12 protein-coding genes and 1 pseudogene are annotated in these 13,057 nt (G+C 60.5%); 7 read left to right on the top strand and 6 right to left on the bottom strand.

All coding sequences use genetic code 11. The annotated features are described in order from the left end of the window. Together WBF74_RS02235 and WBF74_RS02230 are read right to left on the bottom strand one after the other, a co-directional pair. Positions 1-819 (bottom strand): annotated as a pseudogene (locus WBF74_RS02235) (cellulose synthase); the annotation flags it as partial. A gap of 194 nt (positions 820-1,013) precedes the next feature. Beyond that, positions 1,014-2,765, bottom strand: coding sequence for an N-acyl-D-amino-acid deacylase family protein (locus tag WBF74_RS02230; RefSeq protein WP_424434523.1), 1,752 nt, complete (start codon positions 2,763-2,765; stop codon positions 1,014-1,016). A 187-nt stretch (positions 2,766-2,952) separates the two neighbouring features. Here WBF74_RS02230 and WBF74_RS02225 point away from each other — a divergent pair, with 187 nt between their 5' ends. Continuing rightward, positions 2,953-3,462: a CopD family protein gene (locus WBF74_RS02225; RefSeq protein ID WP_424434520.1), complete on the top strand. Its 510-nt coding sequence runs from the start codon at positions 2,953-2,955 to the stop codon at positions 3,460-3,462. Here WBF74_RS02225 and WBF74_RS02220 read toward each other — a convergent pair. After that, positions 3,440-3,940, bottom strand: coding sequence for a DUF2231 domain-containing protein (locus tag WBF74_RS02220; RefSeq protein ID WP_424434517.1), 501 nt, complete (start codon positions 3,938-3,940; stop codon positions 3,440-3,442). The genes WBF74_RS02225 and WBF74_RS02220 overlap by 23 nt on opposite strands. A 42-nt stretch (positions 3,941-3,982) precedes the next feature. On the opposite strand from WBF74_RS02220, the gene WBF74_RS02215 reads away from it, so the two are divergent. From WBF74_RS02215 to WBF74_RS02205, 3 genes are read left to right on the top strand one after another with little or no spacing between them, the layout of a single operon-like run. Continuing rightward, positions 3,983-4,657 (top strand): cytochrome c oxidase subunit II, encoded by a 675-nt coding sequence (locus WBF74_RS02215; RefSeq protein WP_424434514.1) that lies wholly within the window; start codon positions 3,983-3,985, stop codon positions 4,655-4,657. Continuing rightward, positions 4,654-7,167 carry a cytochrome c oxidase subunit I gene (gene ctaD / locus WBF74_RS02210; RefSeq protein ID WP_424434511.1) on the top strand — a complete coding sequence of 838 codons (2,514 nt, stop codon included), beginning with the start codon at positions 4,654-4,656 and terminating at the stop codon, positions 7,165-7,167. Before WBF74_RS02215 ends, ctaD begins: the two co-directional genes overlap by 4 nt. Then, positions 7,164-7,517, top strand: coding sequence for a hypothetical protein (locus WBF74_RS02205; protein WP_424434508.1), 354 nt, complete (start codon positions 7,164-7,166; stop codon positions 7,515-7,517). Before ctaD ends, WBF74_RS02205 begins: the two co-directional genes overlap by 4 nt. Before the next feature lies 1 nt (position 7,518). On the opposite strand, the gene WBF74_RS02200 is transcribed toward WBF74_RS02205, so the two are convergent. Together WBF74_RS02200 and WBF74_RS02195 are read right to left on the bottom strand one after the other, a co-directional pair. Beyond that, positions 7,519-8,313 (bottom strand): enoyl-CoA hydratase, encoded by a 795-nt coding sequence (locus WBF74_RS02200; protein WP_424434505.1) that lies wholly within the window; start codon positions 8,311-8,313, stop codon positions 7,519-7,521. 71 nt (positions 8,314-8,384) lie between these two features. Then, on the bottom strand, positions 8,385-9,527 hold the full coding sequence (locus tag WBF74_RS02195; protein ID WP_424434502.1) for a DUF819 domain-containing protein: 1,143 nt from the start codon (positions 9,525-9,527) through the stop codon (positions 8,385-8,387). Between the two features lie 128 nt (positions 9,528-9,655). Here WBF74_RS02195 and WBF74_RS02190 point away from each other — a divergent pair, with 128 nt between their 5' ends. Beyond that, positions 9,656-9,895 carry a hypothetical protein gene (locus tag WBF74_RS02190; RefSeq protein ID WP_424434499.1) on the top strand — a complete coding sequence of 80 codons (240 nt, stop codon included), beginning with the start codon at positions 9,656-9,658 and terminating at the stop codon, positions 9,893-9,895. Positions 9,896-9,898: 3 nt separating this feature from the next. On the opposite strand, the gene WBF74_RS02185 is transcribed toward WBF74_RS02190, so the two are convergent. Further along, positions 9,899-10,981: a lipid A deacylase LpxR family protein gene (locus WBF74_RS02185; RefSeq protein ID WP_424434496.1), complete on the bottom strand. Its 1,083-nt coding sequence runs from the start codon at positions 10,979-10,981 to the stop codon at positions 9,899-9,901. A 160-nt stretch (positions 10,982-11,141) separates the two neighbouring features. Between WBF74_RS02185 and WBF74_RS02180 the strand changes: the two genes are divergently transcribed. Together WBF74_RS02180 and WBF74_RS02175 are read left to right on the top strand one after the other, a co-directional pair. Beyond that, a complete protein-coding gene (locus WBF74_RS02180; RefSeq protein ID WP_424434493.1) occupies positions 11,142-12,722 on the top strand; it encodes an AMP-binding protein in 1,581 nt (526 codons plus the stop codon). 98 nt (positions 12,723-12,820) lie between these two features. Beyond that, on the top strand, positions 12,821-13,057 hold a 237-nt coding region (locus WBF74_RS02175; RefSeq protein WP_424434490.1), incomplete at its 3' end, for an MFS transporter.

The raw sequence follows: 13,057 nt of genomic DNA, 5'->3' as shown, positions 1-13,057 counted from the left end.
CGGCATACCGGGATAAGGGCGACGCGGAATGACCTTGCCACGGCTCGGCCAGCCAACTTCGGTAACGACAATAGCCTTGTCCGGGTAAGCGGCTTCCAGTTCATCCAGCCGCTCAAAGACCGAGTTCACCGCATCATTGATCGGAATGCCTTCCCAATAGGGGAGCAGGTGAACGGCGAGATAGTCCACCTCCTTCACAAGCTCGGGATGGTTAAGCCAGATATGCGGCGGCTCGGCGGTGGAGACAGGCTTCCAGATTTTCTGCTTTGCCCGGCGGATATAGGCGATGAGGTCTTCAACCGGCAGGTCATTACGCAGCAGGGATTCGTTGCCGACGAGAACGCGTACTACATTGCGGCGCGGGGCGAGTTCGATCAGGTTGGCGAGTTCGTTTTCATTACGCTCAAGGTCAGGCCCGATCCACGCACCGGCGGCGACAGACAGGCCATACTCCGCCGCAAGCTCAGGAATCTTCTCCTGCCCCTTGATGACGCTGTAGGTGCGGATCGCCTGCACCGTGCCCGAGAGAAGCTGCATATCGGCCTTGATCTGCTCAAGCGTCGGGTGCCGGTTCTGCGTCGGGTCCTGTCCCTGCCGATAGGGGCTGTAGGAAAGGCCGACAATTTCCCCCGTCCATGCTTCGGCGTGGTGCGGGCGGTTCAGCGCCGCCCAGACGGCAAGATTGGCCGCAATGACGAGCGGCAACACGATGAAGAGAAAGCCTGCCTGCCGCACAAAGATGGAATGGCGCCAGCTTCTCTGGTTGCCTGTTTCGGGGGTATCGGGTTTCTCGGGGGTCGTGCGCTCGGGAGTGTCCATCTGGCGTCCGTCAGGCAAATGCTGGGGTTCCGGTGTGTGATGCGCGCGATAGGGCGGCCCAGCTCCGCCAGTCCGGTGCGAGGTGAGGGCGCGGGCCGGGACCGCGCTCTTATTCGCCCTCCACCGTGACCAAATTAGGGCAATTTTTCAGGAAGCAAGTCGGCCCGGAAATAAATCCGGGCCGAGCCTGATCTTTAGTCCGCAGCAGCAGAGATGCGAACGCCTTCCGGCCGCTTCTGCGCCCCGCGCACCAGCTTGCCGTTCAACGCGCCGGTTGGCTCTCCGTTACGGAAGGCAACCGCACCCGAAACGATGCTCGCCGTATAGCCATCCGTCTTCTGGATGAGGCGTTTGCCGCCAGCCGGCAGATCATGGACGATATGCGGTGAATAGAGCGTGAGATTGTCGAAATCGATCACGTTCACATCCGCCTTCATGCCGGGGGCAAGGATGCCGCGGTCAGCAAGGCCGACAAGTTCGGCATTCCGGCCCGTGAGGCCATGAATGATCCATTCAAGCGGCAGCTTGCGGCCGCGGGTGCGGTCGCGGCCCCAATGGGTAAGCAGCGTGGAGGGGAAGCTCGCATCGCAGATGATGCCGCAATGGGCTCCGCCATCAGACAGGCCAAAGGCCGTGTTCGGATGGGTGAGCATGGTTTCCACATCGGCAAGGCTGCCGCAGTGGTAGTTCATCAGCGGGAAATAGATGAGGGCAGCGCCGTCGCGCTCCATCATCCAGTCGAGCACGACTTCGCGCGGATGCTTGCCCGTACGTTCGGCAATCGCCTTCGCGCTTTCTTCAGGCGTCGGCTCGTAATTCGGCCGCTCACCCAGCGCGAACATCTTGTGATAGGCGGTGCAGATCATCTCGATGATCTCGCCCGCCGGATAGTCCGGCTCTTCGGCGAGAAGCTTCGCCCGGAATTCCGGATCACGCAGTGCCTTCATTTGCTGCTCAAGAGGCGCACCCCAGATCTGGCGGAAGGTCTGATGCATGACAAAGGGGTTGAGCGAGGCGGTGAGGCCAAGAAGCAGGCCCGTCGCGCGGGGCGGCACCTGACCACGGATCGGCAAGCCATCCGCATTTGCGGCGGCGATATTGTCGAGCACGCGCTTCCACACAGTCGGCCAGCGATCATCCTGCTCAATGGTGATGGACATGGGGCGGCCCGAAAGCTCCACCATGCCGCGCAGCATCGCAAATTCCTCATCCGTCTGCTTGAAGTCGGCGATGAGCTGAAGAACGCCCTTGCCGGTCTTGCCCATCGCGCGGGCGATGCCGTGAAGCTCCATCGCTTCGGCCTTGAGCGTCGGCGTGCTCGCGCCATGCTTGTCGCGATGCTTGAGCGTGCGTGAGGTGGAGAAGCCGAGCGCACCGGCCTCAAGCCCTTCGACCACGAGCCGCGCCATCTCGGCGGTTTCCGCTTCCGTCGCAGGCTCAAGCGCGGGCGCGCGATCACCCATCACATAGGCGCGGACGGCGGCATGCGGAATCTGCAAGCCCACATCGAGCGCGAGCGGCGAGGCTTCAACCGCATCCATATATTCGGCGAAGCTCTCCCAGTTCCACTTGATGCCTTCGGCAAGCGCGGTACCCGGAATGTCCTCAACGCCTTCCATGAGGCCAAGCAGCCACTCGCGCTGTTCCGGCTTGCAGGGCGCAAAGCCGACGCCGCAATTGCCCATGACGGCCGTGGTGACACCGTGGAATGTCGAGGGCTGGAGATAGGGGTCCCAGGTAACCTGGCCGTCATAATGCGTATGCACATCGACGAAGCCGGGCGTCACGATCTGACCCTTCGCATCGATCTCCTCGCGGCCCGAGGCCGAAACCTTGCCGATAGCGGTGATGGTGCGCCCGTCAATGGCAACATCCGCCTCGATGGGCTTGCCGCCGGTGCCGTCATAAACGGTGCCGCCCCGGATTACGATGTCATGCTGGCTCATGGGTATTTCCTCCCGATTGCTCTTATGGCTTTTGCGTGAGGATAGCGGAAAATGCGCGGCGGTACTAATTCATGTGCCGCTGGCAGGCTGCCGCTGCGGCCAGTTCCGCGTGTTACGGAACTTACCGTCGGGTCCCGCATTGTTTCTTCAGGGCCTTCCTGAAAAGAGGAGCGGGAGACGTGGCGGAGTGACGATCTTCTGGCTCAAAATCATCCATATCGCCGCCGTTTCCATCTGGATGGCGGGACTTGTGAGCCTGCCCGGTCTTTACGTGCGGCGCAGCCAGACGGGTGAGGGGGAGGCACTTTTCGGGCTCCAGCGGCTTGTGCGCTTTGCCTATGTCGTTCTCATGTCGCCTGCCGCTTTCGTGGCGGTAGCAAGCGGCACTGCTCTTATTTTTGCGCGCGAAATCTCGTCGCCATGGCTCTCTGCCAAGCTTGTCCTGGTAGCGGCGCTCGTATTGGTTCACACGCTATCGGGCCTCGTCATCATCCGTCTGTTCGATGAGGGAGAAGCCTATCCTGCGTGGCGCTCCCTCTGCACGACATCGATTACCGTACTTCTCATCCTTGGCGTGCTTCTGCTTGTCCTTGCGAAGCCGGATTTTCAGTTTTCCGACTTTCTGCCCGATGCGCTTTCGGAGCCGGGAGCGCTCAGGCGGCTCGCGGACGCGCTCAATCTCTGGCCGAGACCATGAGGCCGACGCCATGATGGAAAATCAGCTTTCCGCCATGCCATCCGGCAAGCCCGGTGAGAAAGGCCGCGAGCAACGACAAGAGCAGGCCATGCGGCAGTACAGCGTCGGGCATTTGCAAGCGCAGACCCCAGTTAAGTCCTGCGACGGAAATCAGCATCATTGCTGCGACGGCATGAGCCCAGCTGGCGACCCGCGCACGGATGCCGGGCACCAGAAGAAGCTCCGCCGTCCCGACAAGGCCGGCCCCGATGCCGGTAGCGAATGCAAAGCCTGCCGACCAGAGCCCCACGCGCAGCCAGAACGGGTCGGCAGACCACCAATAAAAAACATCCGCCCCAAGGGTTACGATAGTGAGCGCGATGGGGAAATGCACACTCATCGCGTGAACCGGATGGCCGGCAACGGCAACGGTGGAACTCACATCTTTCGTCGCAATCTTCTGATCGACGGGATTGTCAGGCGTGTCGTCTTCACCCATGCGGTTCCTCCCACTCGACCTGTAACGAACAGAGGGGTCCGTGTGTTCCCGCTTCTCATTGCGATGGCACTGGCGGGCTGCGGCGGTGATCTCTCCACGCTCGACCCGGCGGGGCCGGCTGCGCGTGATGTTGCGCGGCTCTGGTGGGCGATGCTGGCCGGAAGCACCGTGCTTTTCGCGCTGGTGATGGCGCTTTTTACGCTTGTCATGCTGAAGCCTGAAGCGGGGTGCCGCTGGACGCCACGAAGCTGGATCGTTGGGGGCGGCATCGTGATGCCGGTGCCCATACTCGCTGTGCTTCTCATCTTCGCTTTCGCACAGGGTGAACGGCATCTGCCCTGGCGCGGCGAGCATAATCCTGTGCGCATAGAGGCGCGGGCGCATATGTGGTTCTGGGAATTTCACTATCTCGATTATCCGGAAGCAGAACCGACAATCGGTGTCATGCATATGCCCGCCTGGTACGAGGTGGATGTGATCGCAACGAGCAATAATGTCATTCACGGCTTCTGGGTGCCGCGTCTTGGCGGCAAGGTGGATGCGATACCGGGCCATGAAACGGTGGTCCGGCTATTTGCAGATGATCCGGGCACCTTTGGTGGCATCTGTGTTGAATATTGCGGTAGAGGGCACGCCTCCATGACCTTCCGCGCCGAGGCACACACACCGGCTGATTTCTATGCCGCCATAGGGGTGAGCGGAGAGGGCAGGAAATGAGGGAAAACCCCCCCAGCATCGCGCTTCGCCTGCACCGCGAACTGACAGAAGCGTGGTCGCCGAAGCCGGGACTTGGCCGTCTCGCCGCTGTCAATCATTCGGTGATCGGCCTGCGCTTCATGGTCACGGCGGGCGTCTTTTTTGCGATTGGCGGTGTGCTTGCCATGCTGATCCGGGCGCAGCTAGCGACGGCGGCAAGCCCTTTCATGGATGAGGGCCTTTATGCCCAGGTCTTCACCATGCATGGCACGATCATGATGTTCCTCTTTGCGATACCGCTGATTGAGGGCTTCGCAATCTATCTTCTGCCAAAGCTGCTCGGCGCGCGCGATCTCGCCTTTCCGCGCCTCGGTGCATACGGTTATTGGTGCTATCTCTTCGGTGGCCTCATGCTGCTTGCGGCGCTGGCGGCTGGTGTGTCGCCGGAGTCGGGCTGGTTCATGTACACGCCGCTTTCATCCGGCACCCATTCGCCGGGTATCAATGCGGATGTCTGGTTGCTCGGTGTCACCTTCGTGGAAATCTCTGCCGTCTGCGCGGCGGTGGAACTCATCGTCAGTATTCTGAAGATACGCTCGCCGGGCATGTCGCTTGGCCGTATGCCGATCTTCGCCTGGTACATGCTGGTCGTCGGCGCAATGATGCTGTTCGCCTTTCCGCCGCTCATTCTCGGCTCGATCTTGCTTGAGCTCGAGCGGGCGTTTGACTTGCCTTTCTTCGATCCCGAGCGGGGCGGTGATCCGCTGCTCTGGCAGCACCTCTTCTGGCTTTTCGGCCACCCGGAGGTTTACATCATCTTCCTGCCTGCGGCGGGCGTGTTGTCAACATTGATCCCGGTTTTCGCATCGCAACCCCTCATGGGATATCGCGCGGTGGTGGTTGCCATCGTGTCCATGGCGTTCCTTTCCTTCGGGCTCTGGGTTCATCACATGTACATGGTGGGCATATCGCATCTCGCCATGGCCTTCTTCTCGGCAGCGAGCGCGCTTGTTGCTGTGCCAACCGCGATCCAGATATTTGCCTGGCTTGCAACGCTCGCGCATGGGCGACCGCGTTTTACCGTTCCGATGCTTTATGTTTTCGGTTTTTTCTTCGTGTTTGTCATAGGTGGTCTCACCGGCGTCATGCTCGCAATGATGCCGTTCGACAAGCAGGCGCATGACACTCATTTCGTCGTGGCGCATTTCCACTATGTGCTGATCGGCGGCTTCGTCTTTCCCATGCTTGCAGGGCTTTATTATTGGCTGCCGCACATCTCGGGCCGCTTTCCTGTGCATCACCTGTCTAAGCCTGCGTTCTGGCTGATATTCATCGGCTTCAATGCCACTTTTCTCGTGATGCATTTCACAGGGCTTCTCGGCATGCCGCGCCGGGTCCATGCCTATGCGGCGGACTCCGGCTGGGAAATCTACAATCTCATTTCCTCGGTCGGCGGTTTCGTCATGACCATCGGCTTTGCGCTCGTGCTCATCGATATCATCTCGCAGTCCCGCTACAGACGGGGTTTCCGGCGCAATCCCTGGAAGGCCACGACGCTCGACTGGGCAATGCCGACCCCGCCATCGCTTTACAATTTCGCATCACTTCCCCATATCGACTGTCGCGCCGACATGTTGGAGCCGGATCGCATCGGCAATGAACTCGCAGCCGGGCGCGGCTATCTCGGCTTCGTGCGGGAAGGCCGCATGGAAACGCTCGCCGTCAGCATGGCGAGCGGGCGGCTTGAGCAGGTTGTGCAATTGCCGAACGACACATGGCTGCCACTCTGGACGGCGCTTGCCACCGCGAGTTTTTTCATCGCCATGCTGGCAAAGCTCTATTGGGTGTTGCCCTTCTCCGTTGCGGCCGTCGTGATCCTCTTTCTTCTCTGGACGGAGAAATCCGCGCAAACCAGCGATGCAGGGCCACTTCCCGTGGGGCTGGGAGCCTCCGCTGTTCCCCATACGGAAGCGCCGAATGCGCCCTCCTGGTGGGCGATGCTTCTGACGCTTGCGGCAGATGGAACGCTTTATGCGTCGCTTCTTTTCGGCGGGCTCTTCCTCTGGACATCCGCGCCAGGCTGGCCTTCGGCAGCACTGCCTGAGATCAGTTTGGCGCTTTCGGTGTTTGCGGCATCAGCACTCGTCGCAGCGGGCGCGTTGGGAGTAGTGGCAGCCCGCCATGCGGGTGCCGCGCCGCGTGGCATGCTCATGGCCAGCGCCACAGCCTACGGGTTGGCGATGTTCTTTCTCATGTGGATGGCGTTCAGCGGCACACCGGATCGCATGGGCCATGCGCTTTCCGCCGTCTGCTTTGTGGTGCTGTGTTATGTGGCGGTCCATGCCGCGCTCGGGGCTGTCTTCGCGCTTTACGGAGCGTGGCGTGTGCATCGGGGTTACGTGTCAGCGCAGCGCGCGCTTGATCTGCGGATCGGCAGGCTCTGGCATCTCTATACTGCAATAAGCGGCGTCCTCGGCCTCGCGTTCGTGCGTGTGCTCATCGCCCTGGGCTCAGGCGGAGATGCGCTATGAGAGAGCGTGGCGAAGGAAGCTCTGTACTGCTTATCACCGCAGGCTTCGGCCTGTGGAGCCTCGCCTTCGTGTTGCTTTACAGCTTTCAGGCAGTGGGATGCCGACTTGGCTGGCAGGAACTTGAAGTGATGGGCGACGTCACGCTTCAGCGCGTGGTGCTGATCGGGTTGTTCGCGGGAGGCATTGCAACCCATCTCCTGCTCTGGCGGAAGTTGAGGCGGCTGGAAACAATGACGGCGAGGGCAGAAGAAGGCTTTGCCCGCATCATCGCCACCGATCTTGCGATGGCGGCGATGGGGGCATCGCTCTTCTGTTTCCTCGCCGTTTTCTGGCTGTCGCCCTGTCTCTAGCTCAGGAGGTCTGCGCCTTGCCGCGTTCCTGAATACCGGCGCGGCGCGCGGCGATTTCTTCCGGCGCGACGGCTTTGTTCGCGGCGTTGGAGAAGTCGCGTTCGGTCTTGAGTGAGGTGCCGAAATCCTGTGCGTAGCCCTCATCAATGAGCTTCTTGTAGCCGGTCAGGCATTGCGGCACGACGGTGAGCATATCTTCGGCAAGCTTGCGGGCGGCAGGGAGAAGTTCTTCCGCCGGCAAGACGCGGTTGATAAGTCCCCATTCATAGGCTTGCTGGGCGCTCAGGAAATTACCTGTGAGCGAAAGTTCTTTTGCGCGATAGATGCCGATGGTGCGCGACAGTTTCTGGCTGAGGCCCCAGCCCGGCAGAATACCGACACGGGCATGGGTATCCGCAAAGCGCGCATTTTCCGAGCAGAGCAACACGTCGCAGGCAATGGCGAGTTCGAATCCGCCCGTAATCGCCACACCATTGATCGCGCCGATGACGGGACCGGAGAAACGGCCGATAGAAGTCACGGGATCCTTGTCGCTGATCGTCGCGTTGACGCCGCCCGCGCCGCCAACGGCGCTCGCATCGCCGCCCAGTTCCTTGAGATCGAGGCCCGCGCAGAATGCCTTGCCCGCGCCGGTGAGGATGACGACACGGACGTCCTCATCTGCTTCAAGCGCTTCGAAGGTCTCTGCAATCGCGATGCGCAGCTCGCGCGACAGAGCGTTCATCGCATTGGGACGGTTGAGCGTGACGGTTGCGATGCCGTCTGACTTTTCGACACGGATGATGGGTTCTGACATGAGTTCCTCCGGGAGTGCCTAGTGTGAAATATCCGTCCGGCTGTTCTACCGGGAACGCCGTGGAGCCGCAATCAGGCGAGGAATTCGGTCAGCACGATGCCGACGAAATTCGCAACCGCATAGCCAAGCACGCCGAACATGATGCCGGGCGTGACAAGCGAGTACCAGCGTTTGCCCGCCGCCATGGCTGCCGATGTGCCGGGGCCGACCGCCACCGTGTTTGAAATGATGAGGGCTTCGGCAAGGTCGATGCGGAAAATCTTTGCGCCCGCAAGAACGATGGCAACATGGATCGCTGCCATGATGAACACAAAGAAGAAGATCGGCATGGCCGTCTGGACCATCAGGCCAATATCGGCCGCCGCGCCGATGACGCCGAAGAACACATACATGAAGAACATGCCAAGCGTGAACCCGCCCTCAAGTTTGTGCATCTGCCGCGGAAAGACGTTCGCAATCAGCAGTGCATAGATGGTGATGAAGAGAACGCCATATTTCGGAATCCCGACAAGCGTTGCCGTTTCATACCCCGCAAAGCAGCAGGCGGCGGCGAGGAAAAGCTGGAGCGTCAGGGCAGGCATGTCGAGAACGGGCTTCTTTTCTTCCTCCGGCTTCTCCGTCGTGTCGAGTTGCCGCTGAATGATCTCGGAGGGGATGAAGCGAACAAGCCAGGCAACACCTGAAAGGAAAAGCAGGAAGGCAATAAAGAGTGCTGCCATCACATTGTCTGCAGCGGCTGCGGCAGCGGTGAGCGTGCCGTCATTGCTCAAACCGTTCATCTGGCTGATAGCGGCGAAGTTCATCGAACCGCCGATCCAGCTTGCGCCGAGCGCGCCCGCGACGAGGTGGCCGGATGGCCCCATATTGACAAGCGCAAAACCGACAATCGCGCCGACAATCGTGCCGAGAGTGGCGATGATGAAGGCGAGAGCCATCTTGCCGCTTTCCGGGAGGATTTTTCTGAGATCCGCCTTGAAGAGAAGAAGCGGAATGGCCATCGGCACAACATAGGCCCAGACCATGTCGTGAAATGGTGAGTCAAAAGGTACGATGCGCAGATTGGCGCAGACCATGCCCGCGAAAATCGCGATCATCACGCCGGAAAACCATTCGCCGATCCGTGTGCGTTCCGACCAGAAGCCGAAAGCCGCAAGGCCGAGGAAAACACAGAGAAGGCCGAAAATATTGTCGGCGGAAATGAGCGGCAGGGTCATGGCACTCCGGCTTCTTTCAGTGATCGAATGCCAGCAACATCACCATGATTTGCCCGCTTATGAAAGGGAGAAGGAACTGCGCCCCGCGCGGTTCGTTTCACCTCCTCAGCCACAATGGGAGGTTCACCATGACGGAGAAGGAAAAGCAGCCTAATGAGGGCGAGGGCAATCGTACTGCCGCACGCGCCTATAATGAGGATCAGCAGGCCTTTGTCGAAAAGGGCGGCGTCGAGCAGGCAGCAAGGGAAGCCCGTGAAGCCGTGGAAGGCGATGAGCGGGCGGAGCTTGATGCGGCGCGCAGCGAGGCAAAGTCCCGCGCGAAGGAACACGACCCGGAAGAGCGGCGTGACTACAGCCGGGGTAAGTGAGTCCTACATCGCGAAGGTAACGGTGATCGAGCCGAACTGATCGGGCTTCGGCTGGCCTTCATATTCGGGGCTGCGGAAGACATGCGTAAAGGAGACACGCGCATTCCAGAGCACGGCCACGGCGCCCAGTTTCGCGTCATACACAAAGTGACGCTTCTGAATGCTCGGGCTGTCGCGGAAGGTGTTGCCGTCGAGGAAGATGTCTCTCCCGACGGCACGCCCTTCCAGCCCCGCAAATAGATAGCAGCTGCATCCGCTTGCCGCTGGCTCGAACCATTCCGAACCGCCGACGCCGGGATAGATGCGCGTCGGCCCGAAATCATCCGGCAGAGCCGGCCCAAGCCGCAACGTGCCGCCAATGCCTGCATAGGTCTGCACATTGCCGAGCGAGAGGATCGTGTAGGGAATGAAATCCATCTGCACGAAGCTGTCTGAATCCTGGTTGCCGACGGTTGAACTGCGCCATGCGCGCTCGAAGCTGAGATTGACGCCCACTTCGTCATTTATCTGGTTGTCCCAGCCATTCGCCTTTTCGACATTGATGACCTTGTGCCAGCCGTTCTGTACGAACTCGCCCTGCGCGGAGGGGCCGACAACGCCGAGATCAAGCTTCCACTGGTCCTGCCACGCTTCGCCTGTCTGCGAGCTTGAGCGCACGCTTTGCAGCGAGAAGGTCATGTGGAGCCAGGCTGCATAAGGCCGCTCATTGGGAAGATAGGCAGTGGTGTTCGTGTTGTCCGGCGTGAAAATGGCGTGCCCGAGGGCAACACCCACCCGATGGTCGATGCGATCAAAATGACCTGTCGGAAAGATGAGGGAATAGAGCGGCGGGGCGGCGACATCGCGCAGCCAGCCGGGCAACCGCTCATTCTGCGGACGGGAGAGCCATGCAGCTTGCAGCCCGTTCGTATAGTGGCGGTCGGTGTTCACGAAATTCGCAAAGAGGTCATTCTCGACCTGAAGCGTCAGAAACTCTCTGTCCCCGCCGCCAGCAGGCGTGTCTGCCTGTGCGGTTGCGGTCTGGGTGGCTGCAAAGAACGCCAGCAGTCCGAAAAGCATCCCCGTTCCGGCATTTCGCAGCATCATCGCTCACATTCCAAATCAGCGTTCGCACCCGTGAACCAGCTTGACGCTGGGGAGCCACCGCCTGTCCAATAGAACCGGGCGAGAATGTAACCAACAAAAAGCCGCCTGTAATGCCTCCCGATACGAAGGAGGCAGCAAGAAAACAAAAAGGGAGGGGAAAATGTCGGTTGTTGAAAGGCAGCAAGGCTGGAGCCGGGAAGAAGCCGCCGCCGTGGGCATGGTGCTCGCATGGCATGCGGAACGCGTGGGGGCCGAGCCTGCCATCATTTCGGAGCAGGGAAACCGGACATTTGCCGAGCTGAACGCGCGCGCCAATGCGCTCGTGCGGGCCTTGCGGCGGCGCGGCCTCAAGGCGGGTGACGCTGTCGCCCTGATGTGCTCCAACCGGCCCGAATTCGTGGAGGTCGTGGCGGCCTGCCAGCGGGGCGGTTTCCGCATGACGCCGGTCAACTGGCATCTGAAGGGAACCGAGGTCGGCTACATCGTCGATAATTGTGAGGCGAAGGCTTTTGTCGCTGACGCACGCTTTCCGGCGTCTGCCAGAGAGGCAGCATCCCTCGCGCCCGGCGTTATTGCGCCGCTGGCGGTAGGCGGTGCGATTGACGGTTTTGAAGATTATGAAGCAGCCGTGAGCGCGGAAGCGGGGCACAACATCGACGATCCGGTTGCAGGTACGCAGATGATGTACACCTCCGGCACGACCGGCCATCCGAAAGGCGTTTACCGGAAGACGGCGGCACCCGTCTCGCCGCTTCTCGTCAAGCTCACGGAAACAGCGGCATTCCGCGAAGGTGATCTCGCGCTTGTCACCGGGCCGCTCTATCACGCAGCTCCTCTCGCGCTCAATCTCTCCTTCCCCCTCAATGCGGGTGTCGGTTGTGTGCTGATGGACAAATGGGACGCGGAAGAAACACTCCGCCTCATCGCAGAGCATCGCATCACGCATATGCATGTCGTGCCGACCATGCTGCACCGGATGCTGCAACTGCCCGGGGCAACCAAGGCGAAATATGACACGTCGAGCCTGCGCTGGATCCTGCATGGCGCAGCGCCGTGCCCGGTGCATGTGAAGGAAGGCACGATCAAATGGTTCGGCCCGGTCGTCTATGAATATTACGCAGCCACCGAAGGTGGCGGCATCTTCATCGACAGCCATGAGTTCCCGGCGAAGAAGGGAAGTGTGGGCAAGCCGCTGCCCGGCGTTGTCGTCGAGATTCACGATGAAGACGGCCAGCCCGTGAAAGCGGGTGAAGTGGGCACGGTCTATTTCAAGGCGCCGGAGCAGGGAAGGTTTGAGTATTTCAAGGCACCGGAGAAAACCGAAGGCGCCTATCGCGGGGATTTCTACACGATGGGCGATATGGGCTTCATTGATGAGGATGGCTTTCTATTCCTCACGGGCCGCAGCGCCGAGGTCATTATCTCGGGCGGTGTGAATATCTATCCGGCCGAGATCGATCAGGAAGTGTTGAAACATCCTGCTGTGGCAGACGCCGCCGCCATTGGCGTGCCGAATGAGGAATGGGGCGAGGAAGTGAAACTCGTCGTGGAACTCAATGAGGGCTACCGGCCCGATGAAGATATGGCGAAGGAATTGCTCGCCTTTGCCGCCGCAAACCTGCCAAGCTATCAGCGGCCCCGCTCGGTCGATTTCATGGCGGAGCTGCCGCGCATGCCAAGCGGCAAGGTGCTCCGTCGCACCATCCGCGATCAATATTGGCAGGGCGACAAGAAAATCTGACGGCGCCAATCCGCTGTTTTGGCAGGAGCCGCTCTTTCATGGAGCGGCTCTTTTGCCTATATGGGCTGCGGGAAGAGGACGACGGAGAAAGACAAGACATGCAAAGTTCGACCTCTTCCGGCGTGCGCCTGCATTTCATCGTGATCCTAGGATCGCTGATCGCCTTCGCACCTCTCTCGATAGACATGTATCTGCCGGCCTTTCCGGCGATTGCGAGTGATCTCGGCGCAAGCGCAGGCGCGGTGCAGGCAACGCTTGCCGTTTTTTTCATCGGCCTTGCGCTGGGGCAGGGTGTGGTCGGGCCGATATCGGACCGGACGGGTCGATTGCCGCCG

This window comes from Parvibaculum sp., assembly GCF_049672805.1.
Taxonomy (GTDB): Bacteria; Pseudomonadota; Alphaproteobacteria; order Parvibaculales; family Parvibaculaceae; genus Parvibaculum.
The sequence above is the reverse complement of the archived record's forward strand: the minus strand, read 5'-3'. Positions and strand labels throughout refer to the sequence as shown.

Excerpts from the sequence above, each read along its gene's own strand:
- WBF74_RS02185 (WP_424434496.1), bottom strand. The coding sequence starts at position 10,981 with ATGATGCTGCGAAATGCCGGAACGGGGATGCTTTTCGGACTGCTGGCG.
- WBF74_RS02220 (WP_424434517.1), bottom strand. The coding sequence starts at position 3,940 with ATGGGTGAAGACGACACGCCTGACAATCCCGTCGATCAGAAGATTGCG.
- WBF74_RS02230 (WP_424434523.1), bottom strand. The coding sequence starts at position 2,765 with ATGAGCCAGCATGACATCGTAATCCGGGGCGGCACCGTTTATGACGGC.
- WBF74_RS02205 (WP_424434508.1), top strand. The coding sequence starts at position 7,164 with ATGAGAGAGCGTGGCGAAGGAAGCTCTGTACTGCTTATCACCGCAGGC.
- WBF74_RS02200 (WP_424434505.1), bottom strand. The coding sequence starts at position 8,313 with ATGTCAGAACCCATCATCCGTGTCGAAAAGTCAGACGGCATCGCAACC.
- ctaD (WP_424434511.1), top strand. The coding sequence starts at position 4,654 with ATGAGGGAAAACCCCCCCAGCATCGCGCTTCGCCTGCACCGCGAACTG.
- WBF74_RS02195 (WP_424434502.1), bottom strand. The coding sequence starts at position 9,527 with ATGACCCTGCCGCTCATTTCCGCCGACAATATTTTCGGCCTTCTCTGT.
- WBF74_RS02190 (WP_424434499.1), top strand. The coding sequence starts at position 9,656 with ATGACGGAGAAGGAAAAGCAGCCTAATGAGGGCGAGGGCAATCGTACT.
- WBF74_RS02180 (WP_424434493.1), top strand. The coding sequence starts at position 11,142 with ATGTCGGTTGTTGAAAGGCAGCAAGGCTGGAGCCGGGAAGAAGCCGCC.